Raw genomic sequence first — 15850 nt, forward strand, 5'->3', positions numbered from 1 at the left:
CTAGTTTCTTTTCAGGCTCAATTTCAGATCCCTCTTTTGAAATGGGTTCCTTTCGTTCCTGTTTAATTTTATCACCGGGTTTTGGAATAGAAGGTGCAGACTTTAAAGGTTTAGCCTGAGAAGCTTTCGCAGCTATCTGATCAGCTAAAGATTTTTGATTAGAATTTTCACTATTAGGCTCTTCTGAATCAGATTGATTTAACTCACTTTTTTTTTTAGTACTGCATCTTGTTGTTTAGCCAAATCAACCGCACTATTAATTTTTGCCAATTTCATCAATGCCAACTCAACTGCCAATCTCTGATTTTTACTTGCCTTATAAGATTGATCGGTTTGATTCAATATTTGTAATCCGGAAAGTATAAATGAAGGGGATACATCTTTAGCTTGTTGTTGGTATTGAGCTTTCACTTGCTCTGATACTTCCAATAACGCTAAGGTGGATTCATCTTTACAAACCAATAAATCCCTAAAATGAGAAGCAAGCCCGTTTATGAAATTATGACCATCAAAACCATTCTTAAGGATTTCATCAAACAATAAAAGAGCTTGAGGTATTTGTTCTTGGTTTAACGCATCCGTTACTTTAAAATAATAATCATAATCCAGAATATGAAGGTTGTCAATTGTAGCCTGATAAGTAATTTTATTATCAGGTGAAAAAGTAACAATCAAATCGAATATTGAAAGGGCATCACGTAAGGCTCCATCTGCTTTTTGGGCAATCAAATGTAGCGCTGCCTCCTCGGCCTCAATCCCTTCCCTATCTGCTATTTCTTTTAAATGATCTGAAATATCAGAAACCTTGATTCTATTGAAATCATAAATCTGACATCTCGAAAGAATGGTTGGAATTACCTTATGCTTCTCGGTTGTGGCCAAAATAAATATCGCATAAGAAGGTGGCTCTTCTAATGTTTTAAGGAAAGCATTAAAAGCAGCATTGGAAAGCATGTGAACCTCATCAATAATATAGACTTTATATTTCCCATGTTGTGGCGGTACTCTTACTTTATCTATGAGATTTCGCACATCATCAACGGAATTATTAGAAGCGGCATCCAATTCATAGATATTTAAGGAAGATGAGCCTTCCATATTATCCACTTCAAAATCGTTAATCAGTCTTGCTAAAATCCTAGCACAAGTGGTTTTACCAACACCCCTTGGTCCGCAAAACAAAAGAGATTGTGCTAAATGATCATTATCAATTGCATTTTTTAATGTAGTAGTGATATGTTGCTGCCCTACTACTTCATCAAAACCTTTTGGTCTATATTTCCTTGCTGATACAACAAAATTTTCCATTAGCGCAATTTATAAATACCCTTTTGATTTTAAGATATGATTAGAAGATAATTTAAAATTTTTTCGAGAATAATAATCTAAATACTTAGTCAAATTAATGCATTTGCTCCCGATTTGTGTCTTCACAAATCGGACTTTTATCTTAATAGAGCTGTGAAGACACAGCACTTAGCTAAGGTTGTACAATTTGATAAAGTAGAACTAACTAATCCCAATATTTAACCATAAAACTCCACAAAATTTCTAGGGGTTTCATAAAGTGTTAATTTATGAAGACTTGAACCTTCTTGTAATTCTTTAACCTTAGGCTCTAAAATTTTCCAGAATTCCGCTATGATAATTTCACAACTCGCCATTTTACCTTCCAAAAATGGGACATCGAGGTTTAAATTTTTATGGTCAACCTTATCAATGACTTCTTTTTTAATGAGATTGCTCAATTTTTTTAAATCCACCACAAATCCTGTATCCGGATTGGGTTCCCCCTTCACTGTTACAATCAACTCAAAATTATGACCATGCCAATTTTCATTGGCACAAGGCCCAAAAACTTCTTCGTTCTTTTCCCTGCTCCAGTTAGGATTAAATAGCTTGTGTGCTGCGTTAAAATGTTCTTTACGATTAACGTAAACCATGTCAATCTTAATTTTTAGGGTGCAAATATACGTTTATTCATTTATAATAAATAGTTTTGCTTAAAGAGCTTAATTCAAAAACATACATCTTATGATAATAGTTACCGGAGCTGCTGGATTTATTGCATCAAATCTCATCAAAAAACTCAATGCAGATGGGTTTAAACACATAATTGCAGTTGATAAATTTGACAATCCTGAAAAAAATAAAAATTTAGAAGACTTAATAATTCAAGAAAAAATTGAAAGAGACGTATTTTTTGAATGGCTGGAAAAACAAAATGAAAAGGAAGTGGAATTTATTTTTCATTTAGGGGCTAGAACAGATACCACCGAATTTGATATAGAACTGCTCACAAAACTTAATACAGAATACAGCAAGAAGATATGGGAAAAATGCATTGAAATGCAAATCCCTTTAGTTTACGCCAGCTCTGCCGCAACTTACGGTTTGGGCGAATTGGGTTATGATGATGACGAAACTAAAATTCCAGATTTAAAACCATTGAATCCTTACGGGATTTCTAAAAATGAATTTGATAAATGGGCATTGAAGCAAAACAAGAAACCATTTTACTGGGCAGGTTTAAAATTCTTTAATGTTTATGGTCCGAGGGAATATCATAAAGGGAGAATGGCAAGCGTAATTCTACATGCTTATAAACAAATATCTGAAACTGGTAAAATGAAATTATTCCGATCCCACAATCCTGATTATAAAGATGGAGAACAAATGAGGGATTTCGTTTTTGTGGATGATGTGGTAAAAGTGATGATTTGGTTGATGCACCACCGGAAAAATTCAGGCATCTACAATCTGGGAAGTGGGAAAGCTCGTACATTCTTAGACTTGGTTAAAGCAGTTTTTAAATCAATGAATAAAAAAGAGGATATTAGTTTTATTGATACTCCTGAAGATATCCGGGATAAATACCAATACTTCACCGAAGCTAAAATGGAGAAATTAAAGTCCATAGGATACCCTCATGAATTCACCGGTTTAGAAAGCGGTGTAGAGCAATACATTAAAGAAATGAAACTCTAAGTAGTTTAATACGATAAAATAATTTATGTTGTAACATTTATTTTAAATTTGAATAGACTTACCAAATCCTATAAATATGTTTGAACAATTAGATCCCGGATTATTAGAAAAGATACAAACCTATGGCTTAGAAATCGGAATCAGCTTAATTAAAGTGATTCTGATATTTATAGTAGGTAGAATCCTCATTAGCTATATCATGAAAGGTTTAAGCAAAGCCTTTAAAAAATCAGAATTAGAAGTTTCTTTGGTTGCCTTTTTAAGCTCCTTTTTCAGATTTGTGCTATACATTGCTTTAGTATTAGTAATTGCACAAAGCATTGATATTAAAATTGCCGCATTGTTGGGTGTTTTAGGTGCCGCAGGTTTAGCCATTGGTTTAGCCCTACAAGGAAGTTTATCCAATTTTGCCGGTGGTATATTAATATTGGTCACTAAACCATTTAAAGTGGATGATATTATTGAAGCCCAAGGATATTTTGGAGTGGTAGAGAAAATTGATATTCTACATACTTACCTCCGAACGTTTGACAATCAAGTAATTGTAATGCCAAATGGTAGTCTTGCTAATTCAAATGTTACCAATACCACTATAAAAGATACTCGAAGAGCAGAATTAAAGGTAGGGGTTGCCTATGGTTCTGATATTGCAAAAGTAAGGCAGATCATACTTGATGTTATTTCTAAGGATGATAGAATTAATCAAGATCCTGCTCCAGTGGTAAAATTCATTAACTTTGGAGATAGCTCCTTAGATTTAAGTGTGAGAGTTTGGACAGCCACCGATAATTTGTGGCCTGTATATTGGGATAATATGGAAGCAATAAACAACGCCTTTGTTAAAGAAGGAATTGAAATTCCATTCCCGCAACGAGATATTCATATGAGAACCAAATAAACAAATCAATATACTAATTACGATCTAATAGCCTTTGAAAATTTCAAAGGCTATTTTTTTGCTTTAATTTCAAAAATTAATCAAAATATTATGACAACTAATTGGTCAAAAATCGTTCTTTTACAAATTGTATAAAATAAAGTAAGTGAAGAAAGCAAAATTAGTTTATTTAGGTCTCATAATAATTGTTCTCATTTTATCGAATGGCCGACATGCCCTCTCCCAGAATTTTGTCAGCAAATATATCAACAGCATCATTAACGATACTAGTGACATCTCTAAGCCTCAGTTTCTAATTTACCCTACTGTTGCTTATGCGCCCGAAACCAGCTGGGAATTTGGTCTTAGCTCATTACTGGTATTTTATGCAAAACAAGACACTGCTAACCGCTTAAGCGAAATAAATGGATTCACCTTTTTCACTCTAGAAAATCAATATGGTTTATGGTTTGACCATGCAATTTATTCAGATGAGGACAAATGGTTTTTCTTAGGAAGACTTCGATTTCAAAGCTTCCCTCTATTCTATCATGGAATAGGTAGCAATTCACCCGAAGACTATATTGCCAGAGTTGATGCCAATCAAATTTTTATTAAGGAAAGAGTACTTAGGAAGGTCAAAAAGAATTTATTCATAGGTTTGGAGATGGATTTGCAGCGCTTGAGTGCCGTTGATTTCATTCCAGCAGAGGGAAATAATGGACCACAAGAATTACCCCTCGGTAGTCAAGGATCAACTAATTTAGGTTTTGGAATTGGCTTAGTTCACGACAATCGTCATAATGTTTTAAACGTAAGAAAAGGTTTTTTCTCTGAACTAGCGTTACTTCATTATAATCAATCTTGGGGAAGCACATTTGACTTTACTACTGTAATTTCTGACACTAGAATCTATCGACCAGTCGGAGATCATAACGTTTTTGCCACACAGATATTAGGACAATTTAATACAGGCGATGTGCCATTTAATCAATTATCGCTAATGGGAGGAGAAAGCATCATGAGAGGCTATTATTATGGAAGATATAGGGATAGAAATCAAATTGCTGCACAAATGGAATATCGATTTCTCCCAATTCCTTTTGGATTTACGGATAGAATTGGAGCCGCGGTTTTTGCAGGAGCGGGTAAAGTATTTCCAGATCTCAATAATTTTGATCTCAATAATATTGTAGTCTCGGGTGGAGCCGGAGTGAGGTTTTTATTGTTTCCCAAAAAAGATATTTACACAAGGTTCGATGTTGCATTTACACAAGAAGGCCCAGGCTTTTACCTGTTTATTGGGGAGGCTTTTTAATACATTATTGATTAGTAAACCTACAAAATTTCCAATAATTGATCTTTACTTATTTTTTGTAAATAGATTCTTTCAAATCTTCCGGCTAAAAAAGTGGTACCCGCGATGGCAATTCCACCATCTTCCAAGGATACAATACTGGACAAAGTGAAAGGATTCAGCGTTCCTAAATAGTAAGTGGCTTCTAATTGGCCAGAATTTACATCATAAAAATACAAAACCACTTGCCTGCCCTCCGTTTCACTTGCAATAATGACTAGCTCACGATTGAGACCATTAAAGGGAATAATCCTACAAATGGCTTTCTCGGCTATCTCCGGAATATTTCGATCAAATAAATTTACGGATGAACTTATATCATTTATGGGTAAGGCCGTTTTTGCGTTCATAAAATGATCAGAAAACTGATATCCCACAATGGCAAAATCAGCGGAAGCAGTTGAATAGGCCGCTTTCAAACCTGCATCTGTACTTTGTCCTTGTAAAACTCCTGTGGGATTATCTCCAAAATTGGTAAATACCATAGACAAGGTATAATTATAAAATCCGTTAAAATAGTAGCGATTACCAGCTGATTGCCCACAAAAAAAAGGAATTCTTGCACTTCTTTTGGTAAAATGATTTACGATGGCATCTTGCACATCACTGCCGGGTCCAATGGAATAACCTATTTGTTGCAAGACATCACCTTCCCTACTTACTTCCGTTAAAATGGAGTTTAATCCATTTGGATCATATGATAATAAAAGTAAATTATTTCCAGCTGTTACATTTGCTGCTAGTGGATAAGAAGCGGTTGTATTTAATGGGGTTGTGGTTACAGTTCCGTCCGTGGAAACAGTTCCCAAATAGGGTCTAAGTGAATTTCTGTCCATGCAAAAGAAATAGAGTAAACTTCCAATTTTAATCAATGATTTGGTGGGCGCTACAAAAGTTTCCTCTAATTGTTGTTCATTTATAAAATCTCCTAAAGAATCTGTAACTACCAAGTTGATTCCAGAAAAATCACTTGACAAAATGCTTCTTTCAGACAAAATAAAATACTTATTTTCATTATACTGTAGTCCCACAGGCTGATAGGATGCATTGTAATTTGCATCATCATATATTTTCAAAAAGGATAATTGCTCGGGAGCCAATTCTTCCTTTTCACAAGAAATAGTGAAAAAGGATACGATCAACACAAAAATAAGTAGTCGGTTTTTCATAATGCTTTAAACTGGCTATCAATGTAACGGAGTGGAAAAACAAAACTTAAAGAGGCACTGTAATTTTGAAGGCTATAATCATCTTGCACTTCCCCAAATGAAGAAAAGGTATTTTCATCAAATCTGGTTTCACTATTGACTATGGACTGAAAGCTATGCCTATACTGAACATCAATGATGGAGCGAATATTCCAAAAATCAAAACTTACTCCTAATCCCCCTAGAACACCCCAATTATTTAGAATTTCTTCTCTATTGTTAAGTTTGATATTAGCCCTGTCAAATTCAACTGGCTCTCCGGAAGCATAATCGGTTTCAAATATTTGAACTTCCTTATTGGCATCAAAGGCAATGGAATAAAAAGCACCTGCCATCACAAAAGGCCGGATTCTGTCTCCTATAATATCGTATTTCACTGCCAATGGCAATTCCAGAAAAGTAATGCTTTGCTGAACATCATAGCTGGTTTCATATCGATCTCTTTCCGATTCACCAGACCAACTCAACTGACTACTGTAATTGATATTATTTCTGAAAAATGTAGGAAAGCTCATGATAGAAAATCCTTTATGATAGAAAGTGAGATCTAGTCCAATATGAAAAGCCGGATTGACAAAGTTCTCATATTCTTTATCCAAATTATCAGCACTATAGTTGATAGGATTTAAGCCCGAAAAACTCTCAATCAATGTTGTTTGAGTGAAATTAGTACCTCCTCTAATCCCCAGCCAAAATTGTGTATTCAGAAATTCCTTTGCTTGTGAAGCCGGTGTGCTTGGCTTCTTCCGCTTTTGTGCTACTACATCACAAATGGAAAATAATAACATGAATAGCAATAAAATAGATAACAATCTCAACCTTGGCATAGCATCATTTTTTGATAAGTTTTTTGGTGTCATTAATGTTTTTTGCATTTACCCTTATTTGATATATACCTGATTTCAAACCAGCAATATCAAGTTTAATATCATTACTGCCCTGCTGAAGTGATTGATGCTCAACCCCAATTGATTTGCCATTGACACTGATAATTTCAATTCTCACTTTCCCCGGTTCATTACTTTGGATTGTTAAATTGGTGACATCAACTGCAGGATTTGGAAAAGGATTACTCACATTAAAATGTTTTCCAAGCCAAGCATTCGTTCCGGTAATACTGTTGGAAATCATTTGGACGTCCGGTAATGGATTACCATTTTCATCAGAAGCATTGAAAAAATCCCTAAAGAAAATATCATTATTGATGCTTGCTTGATCAACTCCCATCCATTCATGTAAAATACTCGCATACAACTGACGATAATCAAATTGCAAATCAATATTACTTTTGTTCAAATCCGGATTCGTACCAAAAACACCTGGGTTGACTCTATTACCAAAAACCATCACTGCTCCACCTTTACCGTGATCTGTTCCATAGCTACCATTCGATGGGATTCTCCTACCAAATTCACTCATGCTTATGGTCAATACTTTATCCTCCAAACCCCTTGCTTTCAAATCAGCATGGAAAGCTTTCATAGCAGCGGATATATGATACATTTTAGTGGCATGAACCCCCATGGTAGTATTGGTGCTTTCTACTTGACCAGCATGCGTATCAAAACCACCCATTTTCACCAAGAATACCTTGGTTTTAATTCCTCCTCCCAACAGTCGGGAAACCAATTGTAATTGTCCACTCAGAGGATTCCTTAAACTACCTGAAGGTGCATTAAACGGATAAATTTCAGGGTATTCTACTGAACTTTCGTTGGCCGAAAGGTAAATTTCCTGCAATCTCTTGATATATGTTTCAGATTTATCCTCCAATCCTAATATCCAATCCATCTCTTTTTTATAAGGTGAACCATTCAAATGTTCCGGTGGCAAACCTCTTGGATCAATTCCTTGATCAGCAAAGCCTTCCAAGTTTTCAATTTGATTCAATAATGCCCCTGGACTATTGCCCAAAGAAATTGATGTTGGGATATTTCCTTCTTGATGGAACAATAAGGATGTGTCATTCCCCATTTCCAATGCCAATGGATCCGGCATACCTGCATTGGGGAAATCATCAGGATAATCAGAAGGAGCATATACTTGATTGAGATATCTCCCTATCCATCCAGAAGAATAATAATCATCATAATCGCCACCCATGAACCAAATATCACGACCTCGGAAATGGGAACCATTGTTTTTTGGATAGGAAACACCCTGATAAACGGCCGCTTGTCCCATATCATACATGCTCTTGAAATCAATCATATCAGGATGAAGCCCTACTTGATCAGGTGATTCCAAAGTACTGTCCAACGGAATTAAAGTTCTGTTTCCACTTTTGTAAGGTATAGCAATATTGGCCCTGCGATTATAATACAAATCATAATTTTCTATTGGAATGAAACTGTTGATGCTGTCATTTCCTCCATGCAATTGCAAAATCACCAATACCTTTTCATTATCACTTTTATGCAATAGATTTTTAAGTGGCTGATGTGAGGATAAAAGACGCATAGGGATTCCTTGAAATGCAATAGAACCGCCTGCTGCGAAACCTAATCTCTTTAAAAACTTTCTTCTATCCATGGCTACATCAATTGATATTCAGGTGATTGCAAAATAGCATTGAAAAGATCTTGTAATTGTCTTTCTACTGTTTCTCTATCCACTCCTTGTGTCCAACGGAATGCCCAAGCCTCTTCAGGATTTTCATCTATTTGAAAGGTCTTTAAGAAAGCATCCAAGAAATAATTCAATCTTTCTTCAGTTAAAGGGCTATTATCAGGATTATCAAATCCTAAATTATCGGTTAAAGCAAGAAATTGATTAGAAATTTCAACTACCAAATCCCTTGCATTTGAAGCAATATTATTGTCAACATATTGCTCCACATATTCAATAGGAGTCTTCAATGCAACAGCCATACCCTCCATATCGGCATTACTTACGCTCTGAACATATGCATAACGCTGAGTCAAATAAGAAGTAGTGATCCAACCCCGATGATAAATAGGGAATTGATGATACGCCAGATAACCTGCTACTTCGAATGGCTCATAAAAATTCAATCCCATGTCACACATTCTCCTTAACCAGTCATTGGTCACCTCATAAAATTGCTCTGTTTGTGTCAAATAATCAGGCAATTGCAAATCAACACTTCTTGCATGACCTATTATTAAATCCAAAGGGCTTTTAATAATACTTCCGAAATTATCGTCTGAAATACCATCCGCACCCTCATAAAACTCTTGACTTGTAAATAATGCTTGCAGAACAGCTTGTAAACTAAAGTTCTGCTCCCTAAAAACAGTGGCCATATCCTTAATCACACCATTTTGGATATCCTCTGTAATTTCATGATAAACAAAAAAGCGGTATATTTTTCTGCAAATATGAACGGCTGTTTCCTCCTGTTCAAAAATAGCCTCAATTAATTGTCTAATTTCATCAACTGCACTTTCGTAAGTAGCCTGTCCATTCAACATTAATTCAGGATCAGGAGAAATTACAGCATTATTAAACCTAAAACTTAACTGCTTACTATTATTATCGTGCTGACCAGCCGTTAAACCATTGCCTTTCGCAATTCCAGTGGGCAATCCGGTCTGTTCATCTATAAATGTAAAGTCAGGATCTACATTAAACCCTGATAAAATCCTGGCTCCTTCTTGTACATCATGCTCAGTAAATGTACCATAATCCCCTGTTTCATTATCTCCTTTATCAATTCCTTCCAGTCCCCTACCTACTGAATATAATTCCAATAATTCCCTAGCATAATTTTCATTTGGACTTCCTTTTACATTCAAACGTCCATCCAGAAACTGTAACATGGCATTATCCAAAGAAATTTTCTTAACAAGATCTTTGAAATTCCGCTGTTCTTCTGTTTCTTCCACCACTAAAAATTGATCAAAGGCAAACTGACGAAAAAGTAAATTTTGAAAATACAATGCACGACTATTACCTACTACTGACTTTTTTGTAGTAAAATGGGTATGCAAAAAGTAAACTAGTCGTTCCCGAAAGATGTAAGATAATTTTTGTTCTTCTGTAGTATTAGGCCCTAAAAACTGCCCAAGTTGCCAACTTAAAAAAAATTGTTCTAATTCAAATCCTTCGCTATTAGCATCTGTGGTGCCAGTTATCATCCATTCCGACCCAGTAGCGGGATCGGTAGGTGGCTCAGGAAAAGGAATATCATTTACAAAAAGCCGGTCTAATGCTTGCTGTGGATTTAATTGGGCAAATTCTTCCACTAAATTTGGCGTTGCACCAAAGATTGTCCTCCTGAGAAGATGGGAAGCTCTTTGTCTTCCTAAGGTTTCATTTAAAGGAGTTAGTGGCATATGATTAAAGTGCTTTAACTCCAAAAATAAAAAAATAAAATCTTGATATACAATTTAATCGAATAAAAATATCAATTCATCGATTAAAAATACATACCTGTAGAATAAATAATTAAAGAAATTAAAAACAAAAAAAGCCTCTTACTAAGATATTTAATCTAAGCAAGAAGCTTTTAAATAAGTCTATATTTAAAAAAAATTAACTCACTATAGAGTCTAAAATCTCATTCAAAGTATTACTAGGCCTCATTTGCTTTACTAATACACTTTCGTCTGGTTTATAATAACCTCCCATATCAACTGCTTTTCCTTGGGCCGCAATCAACTCTTCATTGATTTGTGCTTCTTTCAAGCTCATTGTTTCGGCAACTCTACTGAAAATCTTTTTCAAATCAGCATCCTCATCTTGCGCAGCTAAAGCTTCTGCCCAATACATGGCTAAATAAAAATGGCTTCCTCTATTATCAATTTCATTTACTTTTCTGGAAGGGGATTTATTCTCTTCCAAAAATTTAGAGGTTGCAGTATCCAAAGCCGAACCTAATATTTTAGCTTTTTCATTACCGAATGTCTTGCCTAAATGATCTAAAGAAACGGCCAATGCTAAAAACTCACCTAAAGAATCCCATCTTAAGTGACCTTCTTCCATGAATTGTTGCACGTGCTTTGGAGCAGAACCACCTGCACCGGTTTCGAATAAACCACCACCATTCATTAATGGTACTATAGATAACATTTTGGCGCTTGTTCCCACTTCCAAAATTGGAAATAAATCAGTCAGATAATCCCTTAACACATTTCCTGTAACTGAAATAGTGTCTTTTCCTTCTACTATTCTTTCAAATGAAAAACGTGTAGCCTCCACAGGATTCATAATCCTAATATCCAAACCATCAGTATCATGCTCTTTTAGGTATTCGTTTACTTTTTTGATCAATTCTGAATCATGAGATCGATTGCTGTCTAACCAGAAAACGGCCGGATTTCCCGTATCTTTTGCTCTGTTCACGCCTAGTTTCACCCAATCTCTTATTGGAGCATCTTTTACCTGGCACATTCTCCAAATATCACCTTCAGCTACCTCATGACTTAATAATACCTTACCGTTTGCATCCGTAACTTCTACAGTTCCAGCTTCAGGAATTTCGAACGTTTTATCATGCGAACCATATTCTTCAGCTTTTTGGGCCATCAATCCAACATTGGAAACACTTCCCATGGTAGATGGATCCAAAGCGCCATTTTGCTTACAAAAATCAATAGTTTCTTGATAAACGCCCGCATAACTTCTATCCGGGATAATAGCTTTAGTATCTTGTGTTTTATTGTCTTTATTCCACATCTGACCTGAAGTTCTGATCATGGCCGGCATAGAGGCATCAATAATCACGTCACTAGGCACATGGAGATTTGTAATTCCTTTATCAGAATTTACCATAGCCAAATCTGGGCCATCATTGTAGCATGCTTCAATATCAGCCTCAATTTCATTTCTCTTATCTTCTGGCAATTCTTCAATTTGAGATAACAATGAAGCAAATCCATTATTGGCATCAACACCTAATTCATCCAAAGTTGCTTGATGTTTTTCAAAAACCGGCTCAAAGAAAGCTTTTACAGCATGACCAAAAATAATAGGGTCTGACACTTTCATCATCGTTGCCTTCATATGAATTGAAAACAAAACCCCTGCTTTTTTGGCTTCTTCTTTTTGCGTTTTTAAGAATGACCTTAATGAAGAGGCACTCATCACGGCCGCATCAATAATCTCTCCTTCTTGAAGTTTCAATCCACTTTTTAGATTTTTTATATCTCCTGATTTCGTTTTCAGATCAATTTTTACTTCCGTTGCTGATGGTAAAGTGAGTGATTTTTCACTTCCGTAAAAATCTCCTTCACTCATGCTGGCAACATGGCTTTTAGAATCTTTACTCCATTCGCCCATGCTATGCGGATGCTTTTTAGCAAATTCTTTCACAGCTTTTGGTGCTCTTCTGTCAGAATTCCCCTCTCTTAAAACTGGGTTTACGGCACTGCCTTTTACATTATCATATTTGGCTTTCACTTTTTTTTCATCATCACTATTTGGCTCGTCTGGATAATCTGGTAAGTCATATCCCAAACTTTGCAATTCTCTTATCGCAGCCTTTAATTGGGGAACAGAAGCACTGATATTTGGAAGTTTTACAATATTGGCCTCAGGCGTTTTTGCAATTTCACCTAATTCAGCAAGATCATCCTTAATTTGTTGTTCAGGCTTTAACCTTTCTGGAAATTGAGAAATTATTCTGCCTGCCAAAGAGATATCTCTGGTTTCAACAGCTACACCAGCTGAATCTGTAAAAGCTTTTACAATTGGCAAGAAAGAATAAGTTGCTAAAGCCGGAGCTTCATCAGTTTTGGTATATAAAATCTTTGCAGTTTTAGACATGGTTAATGTATTTGATTATATGTTTAATGATTATTTTTAAATAACGGTCATTCAGAAGCCTTGTTCCAAATTTCAGGATGTGAAATTAAATAAAAGTAATAGTAGATAAAATTATTTTTGAAGCATTCCAATCGCAAAAACAAAACAAAATCGTGAACTACCTGTTTTTAGTTGAAAAATTATGGAATTTATAATAGCAGGCGGTACAGTTTTAATTGCAATTGGAGTAGTATATTTTTCTTTAAAAAGGGTTTTTCGGGATCAATAAGCCTAAATGAAAATATATAAGTTGGCAAAAATTAAAGAAGAAGCTTTTCGAGCTATAGATTAATACATCTCATCTTCATTTGGGAATTCTAGATTCTTAACATCTCCTACATATTTACCAATGGCCTCTGTAATGATGGTGTCCAAGCGAGCATAATGTCTTAAAAATCGGGGTTTAAATTCAGTGGTGATTCCTAACAAATCGTGTAAAACCAATACTTGCCCATCCACAAAAGGACCAGCACCAATGCCAATTATCGGTATATTGACTTCTTCAGCCACTCTTTTAGCTAATTTTGCCGGGATTTTTTCCAAGACAATACTAAAACAACCGCATTCTTCTAAAATTTTAGCATCTTCTATTAGTTTTTCAGCTTCCTCTTCTTCTTTTGCTCTTACCGTATAAGTACCAAATTTATAGATTGATTGAGGGGTTAGACCCAAATGACCCATTACCGGAATTCCTGCGCTTAAGATTCTTTTAATGGATTCCTGAATTTCAGCTCCGCCCTCCATTTTTACCGCATGACCTCCTGATTCTTTCATGATTCTGATAGAAGATCGTAATGCCTCAGAGGAATTACCCTGATAAGACCCAAAAGGGATGTCCACTACAACCAAGGCTCTTTCTACTGCCCGAACAACCGCAGAAGCGTGGTAAATCATTTGGTCCAGTGTAATCGGTAAAGTAGTTTCATGTCCGGCCATTACATTTGAGGCCGAGTCACCTACCAAAATAACATCTACACCTGATGCATCTACCAATTTAGCCATAGAAAAATCATATGCTGTGAGCATAGAGATTTTCTCACCTCGATTTTTCATTTCTTGCAATTGATGAGTCGTAATTTTTTTAATAGGTTTTTTATGAACAGACATGAAAATGTTATTTATGATTTTCTATATTATATTTATTTGGAATATGGATTGTAAACTTAGTTCCTGAACCCTCTTCTGATTTCACATCAATTTTAGCTTTCAGTTTCTTTACGACATTTTTTACAATATACATCCCTAATCCACTCCCTTCACTGTTTTCAGAAGCTCGATAAAACATATCAAATATTTTATCTAGTTTATCATTTGGAATCCCCTCTCCATTATCTTCAATGATAATGGAGGCTTCCTTGGGAGAGGTTTCAATTTCAATATTAATATAAGAAATCTCGTCCTCTAAATTTTTTCTATACTTAATTGAATTTGAAATCAGATTGTTTAGGATGATACGGATTTTTGTCAAATCAGAATGAAATGGATACCATTGAATAATTTTGGTCCTGATTTCAAGATTTTTGGTAGTATAAACGTGATGAAAATTGGTTATACTATTGTTTACTTCCACCATAAAGTTTATAGGAACTGCATCAGGCTCATCTGTCCTATTATTCCTTGACATTGCCAATAAATCAACAACGAACTTATCCAATCTATTGATACTACCCGTCATCATTTCAATTATCTTCCTAATTTCCGCGGGCCTAGTTTCTGTTTTTAGAATCTCAATCAAACCCATAAGGGAACGCAAGGGAGAACGAATGTCATGAGAAGCATGGTAAACAAAATTATCCAGCTCGAAATTAAGTCTTTGTAATTCCTTTAAGTTCTCTTTAAACTCACTGATATCCCTAAAAATAATATCATAAAACATGGAATTATTGGCTTCAATCTCAATTGCAGAAATTGAAACCCAAGTTTCGGATTCATCCCAACGTTCAAATTTCGCCTCAAATTCCTCTATCGAGTTTCTACTTTCTAGTGCATTAATAAAATCAGCGGATTCTTTATCATCTAAAAATGGATCTGTCATTTTCATATGACGAGGAATCTCAGGCAGTGCTAATATATTCAGTCCTTTCTGATTAATTTCTAATACTTTCTGATTTGATTTTTGGACTCTCATAATCCCGATAAGAGAGTTTTGGAAGAAATTCCTGTATTTTTCCTCACTGGATTTAATCAATTCCTCACTTTGCTTTTTTTCTGTTATGTCACGGTGAGAACCAGAAACCCGTATTGGCTTTCCTTTTTTATCTAAGGTAAGTTTAGCGGTGGATTGAACCCAAATATAATGACCATTTTTATGTTTTAATCTGAATTGGATATTATAATCATTTCTTTCACCTTTTATAAATTCATCCAATGCATTCACTGCCTGAGCTTTATCCTCAGGATGCATTAAATTCTCCCATAATTCAGAATGCTCTTCTACTTCATCTATTTCAAAGCCTAACATGGTTATCCAAGGAGGTGAAATGAAAACCTCTCCTGTAATGAGGTTACGGTCCCACAAACCTTCATTTGCTCCTGCAGCGGCATACTGGTATTGAGCCAGTTTTTTCTTTACTGCCTCTAATTCCCTGTTTAATTGAATATTTTCCTTTTCCAATGAGATATTTCCTTTACTCGCGCTCATTCAAAATACAC

The 15850-nt window shown here is 35.3% G+C and carries 12 protein-coding genes; 3 read left to right on the forward strand and 9 right to left on the reverse strand.

The features are described from left to right. Positions 1-198 precede the first annotated feature (198 nt). Both dnaX and ACFE0M_RS17140 read right to left on the reverse strand, forming a co-directional pair. A complete protein-coding gene (gene dnaX, locus ACFE0M_RS17135) occupies positions 199-1308 on the reverse strand; it encodes a DNA polymerase III subunit gamma/tau (RefSeq protein WP_434547012.1) in 1110 nt (369 codons plus the stop codon). A gap of 218 nt (positions 1309-1526) precedes the next feature. Then, complete coding sequence (locus tag ACFE0M_RS17140; RefSeq protein WP_434547013.1) at positions 1527-1943, reverse strand: 6-pyruvoyl trahydropterin synthase family protein; 417 nt, start codon at positions 1941-1943, stop codon at positions 1527-1529. A 91-nt stretch (positions 1944-2034) separates the two neighbouring features. On the opposite strand from ACFE0M_RS17140, the gene rfaD reads away from it, so the two are divergent. From rfaD to ACFE0M_RS17155, 3 genes are all read left to right on the forward strand, one after another. Continuing rightward, positions 2035-2988 (forward strand): ADP-glyceromanno-heptose 6-epimerase, encoded by a 954-nt coding sequence (rfaD, locus tag ACFE0M_RS17145; protein ID WP_434547014.1) that lies wholly within the window; start codon positions 2035-2037, stop codon positions 2986-2988. Positions 2989-3064: 76 nt separating this feature from the next. Then, positions 3065-3886, forward strand: a complete 822-nt coding sequence (locus tag ACFE0M_RS17150) for a mechanosensitive ion channel family protein (protein ID WP_434547015.1) — start codon at positions 3065-3067, stop codon at positions 3884-3886. 145 nt (positions 3887-4031) lie between these two features. After that, positions 4032-5183 (forward strand): BamA/TamA family outer membrane protein, encoded by a 1152-nt coding sequence (locus ACFE0M_RS17155; protein ID WP_434547016.1) that lies wholly within the window; start codon positions 4032-4034, stop codon positions 5181-5183. Between the two features lie 20 nt (positions 5184-5203). Here the strand turns inward: ACFE0M_RS17155 and ACFE0M_RS17160 are convergent, their stop codons facing one another. The 7 genes from ACFE0M_RS17160 to ACFE0M_RS17190 form a co-directional block, all read right to left on the reverse strand. Next, positions 5204-6391 carry a hypothetical protein gene (locus tag ACFE0M_RS17160; protein ID WP_434547017.1) on the reverse strand — a complete coding sequence of 396 codons (1188 nt, stop codon included), beginning with the start codon at positions 6389-6391 and terminating at the stop codon, positions 5204-5206. After that, a complete protein-coding gene (locus ACFE0M_RS17165; RefSeq protein ID WP_434547018.1) occupies positions 6388-7305 on the reverse strand; it encodes a hypothetical protein in 918 nt (305 codons plus the stop codon). The genes ACFE0M_RS17160 and ACFE0M_RS17165 overlap by 4 nt, the downstream gene beginning before the upstream one ends. Continuing rightward, a complete protein-coding gene (locus ACFE0M_RS17170; RefSeq protein ID WP_434547019.1) occupies positions 7262-8962 on the reverse strand; it encodes a DUF1501 domain-containing protein in 1701 nt (566 codons plus the stop codon). Before ACFE0M_RS17170 ends, ACFE0M_RS17165 begins: the two co-directional genes overlap by 44 nt. 2 nt (positions 8963-8964) lie before the next feature. Continuing rightward, positions 8965-10728 carry a DUF1800 domain-containing protein gene (locus ACFE0M_RS17175; protein ID WP_434547020.1) on the reverse strand — a complete coding sequence of 588 codons (1764 nt, stop codon included), beginning with the start codon at positions 10726-10728 and terminating at the stop codon, positions 8965-8967. 199 nt (positions 10729-10927) lie between these two features. After that, entirely contained in the window at positions 10928-13159 is a 2232-nt protein-coding gene (locus ACFE0M_RS17180) for an NADP-dependent isocitrate dehydrogenase (RefSeq protein ID WP_434547021.1), read from the reverse strand. A 327-nt stretch (positions 13160-13486) separates the two neighbouring features. Then, positions 13487-14305 carry a 3-methyl-2-oxobutanoate hydroxymethyltransferase gene (gene panB, locus ACFE0M_RS17185; protein ID WP_434547022.1) on the reverse strand — a complete coding sequence of 273 codons (819 nt, stop codon included), beginning with the start codon at positions 14303-14305 and terminating at the stop codon, positions 13487-13489. 7 nt (positions 14306-14312) lie between these two features. Further along, positions 14313-15839, reverse strand: coding sequence for a PAS domain-containing sensor histidine kinase (locus tag ACFE0M_RS17190; protein ID WP_434547023.1), 1527 nt, complete (start codon positions 15837-15839; stop codon positions 14313-14315). Positions 15840-15850 lie beyond the last annotated feature (11 nt).

The sequence above is a fragment of the Marivirga sp. genome (genome assembly GCF_051117495.1).
Classification (GTDB): domain Bacteria; phylum Bacteroidota; class Bacteroidia; order Cytophagales; family Cyclobacteriaceae; genus Marivirga.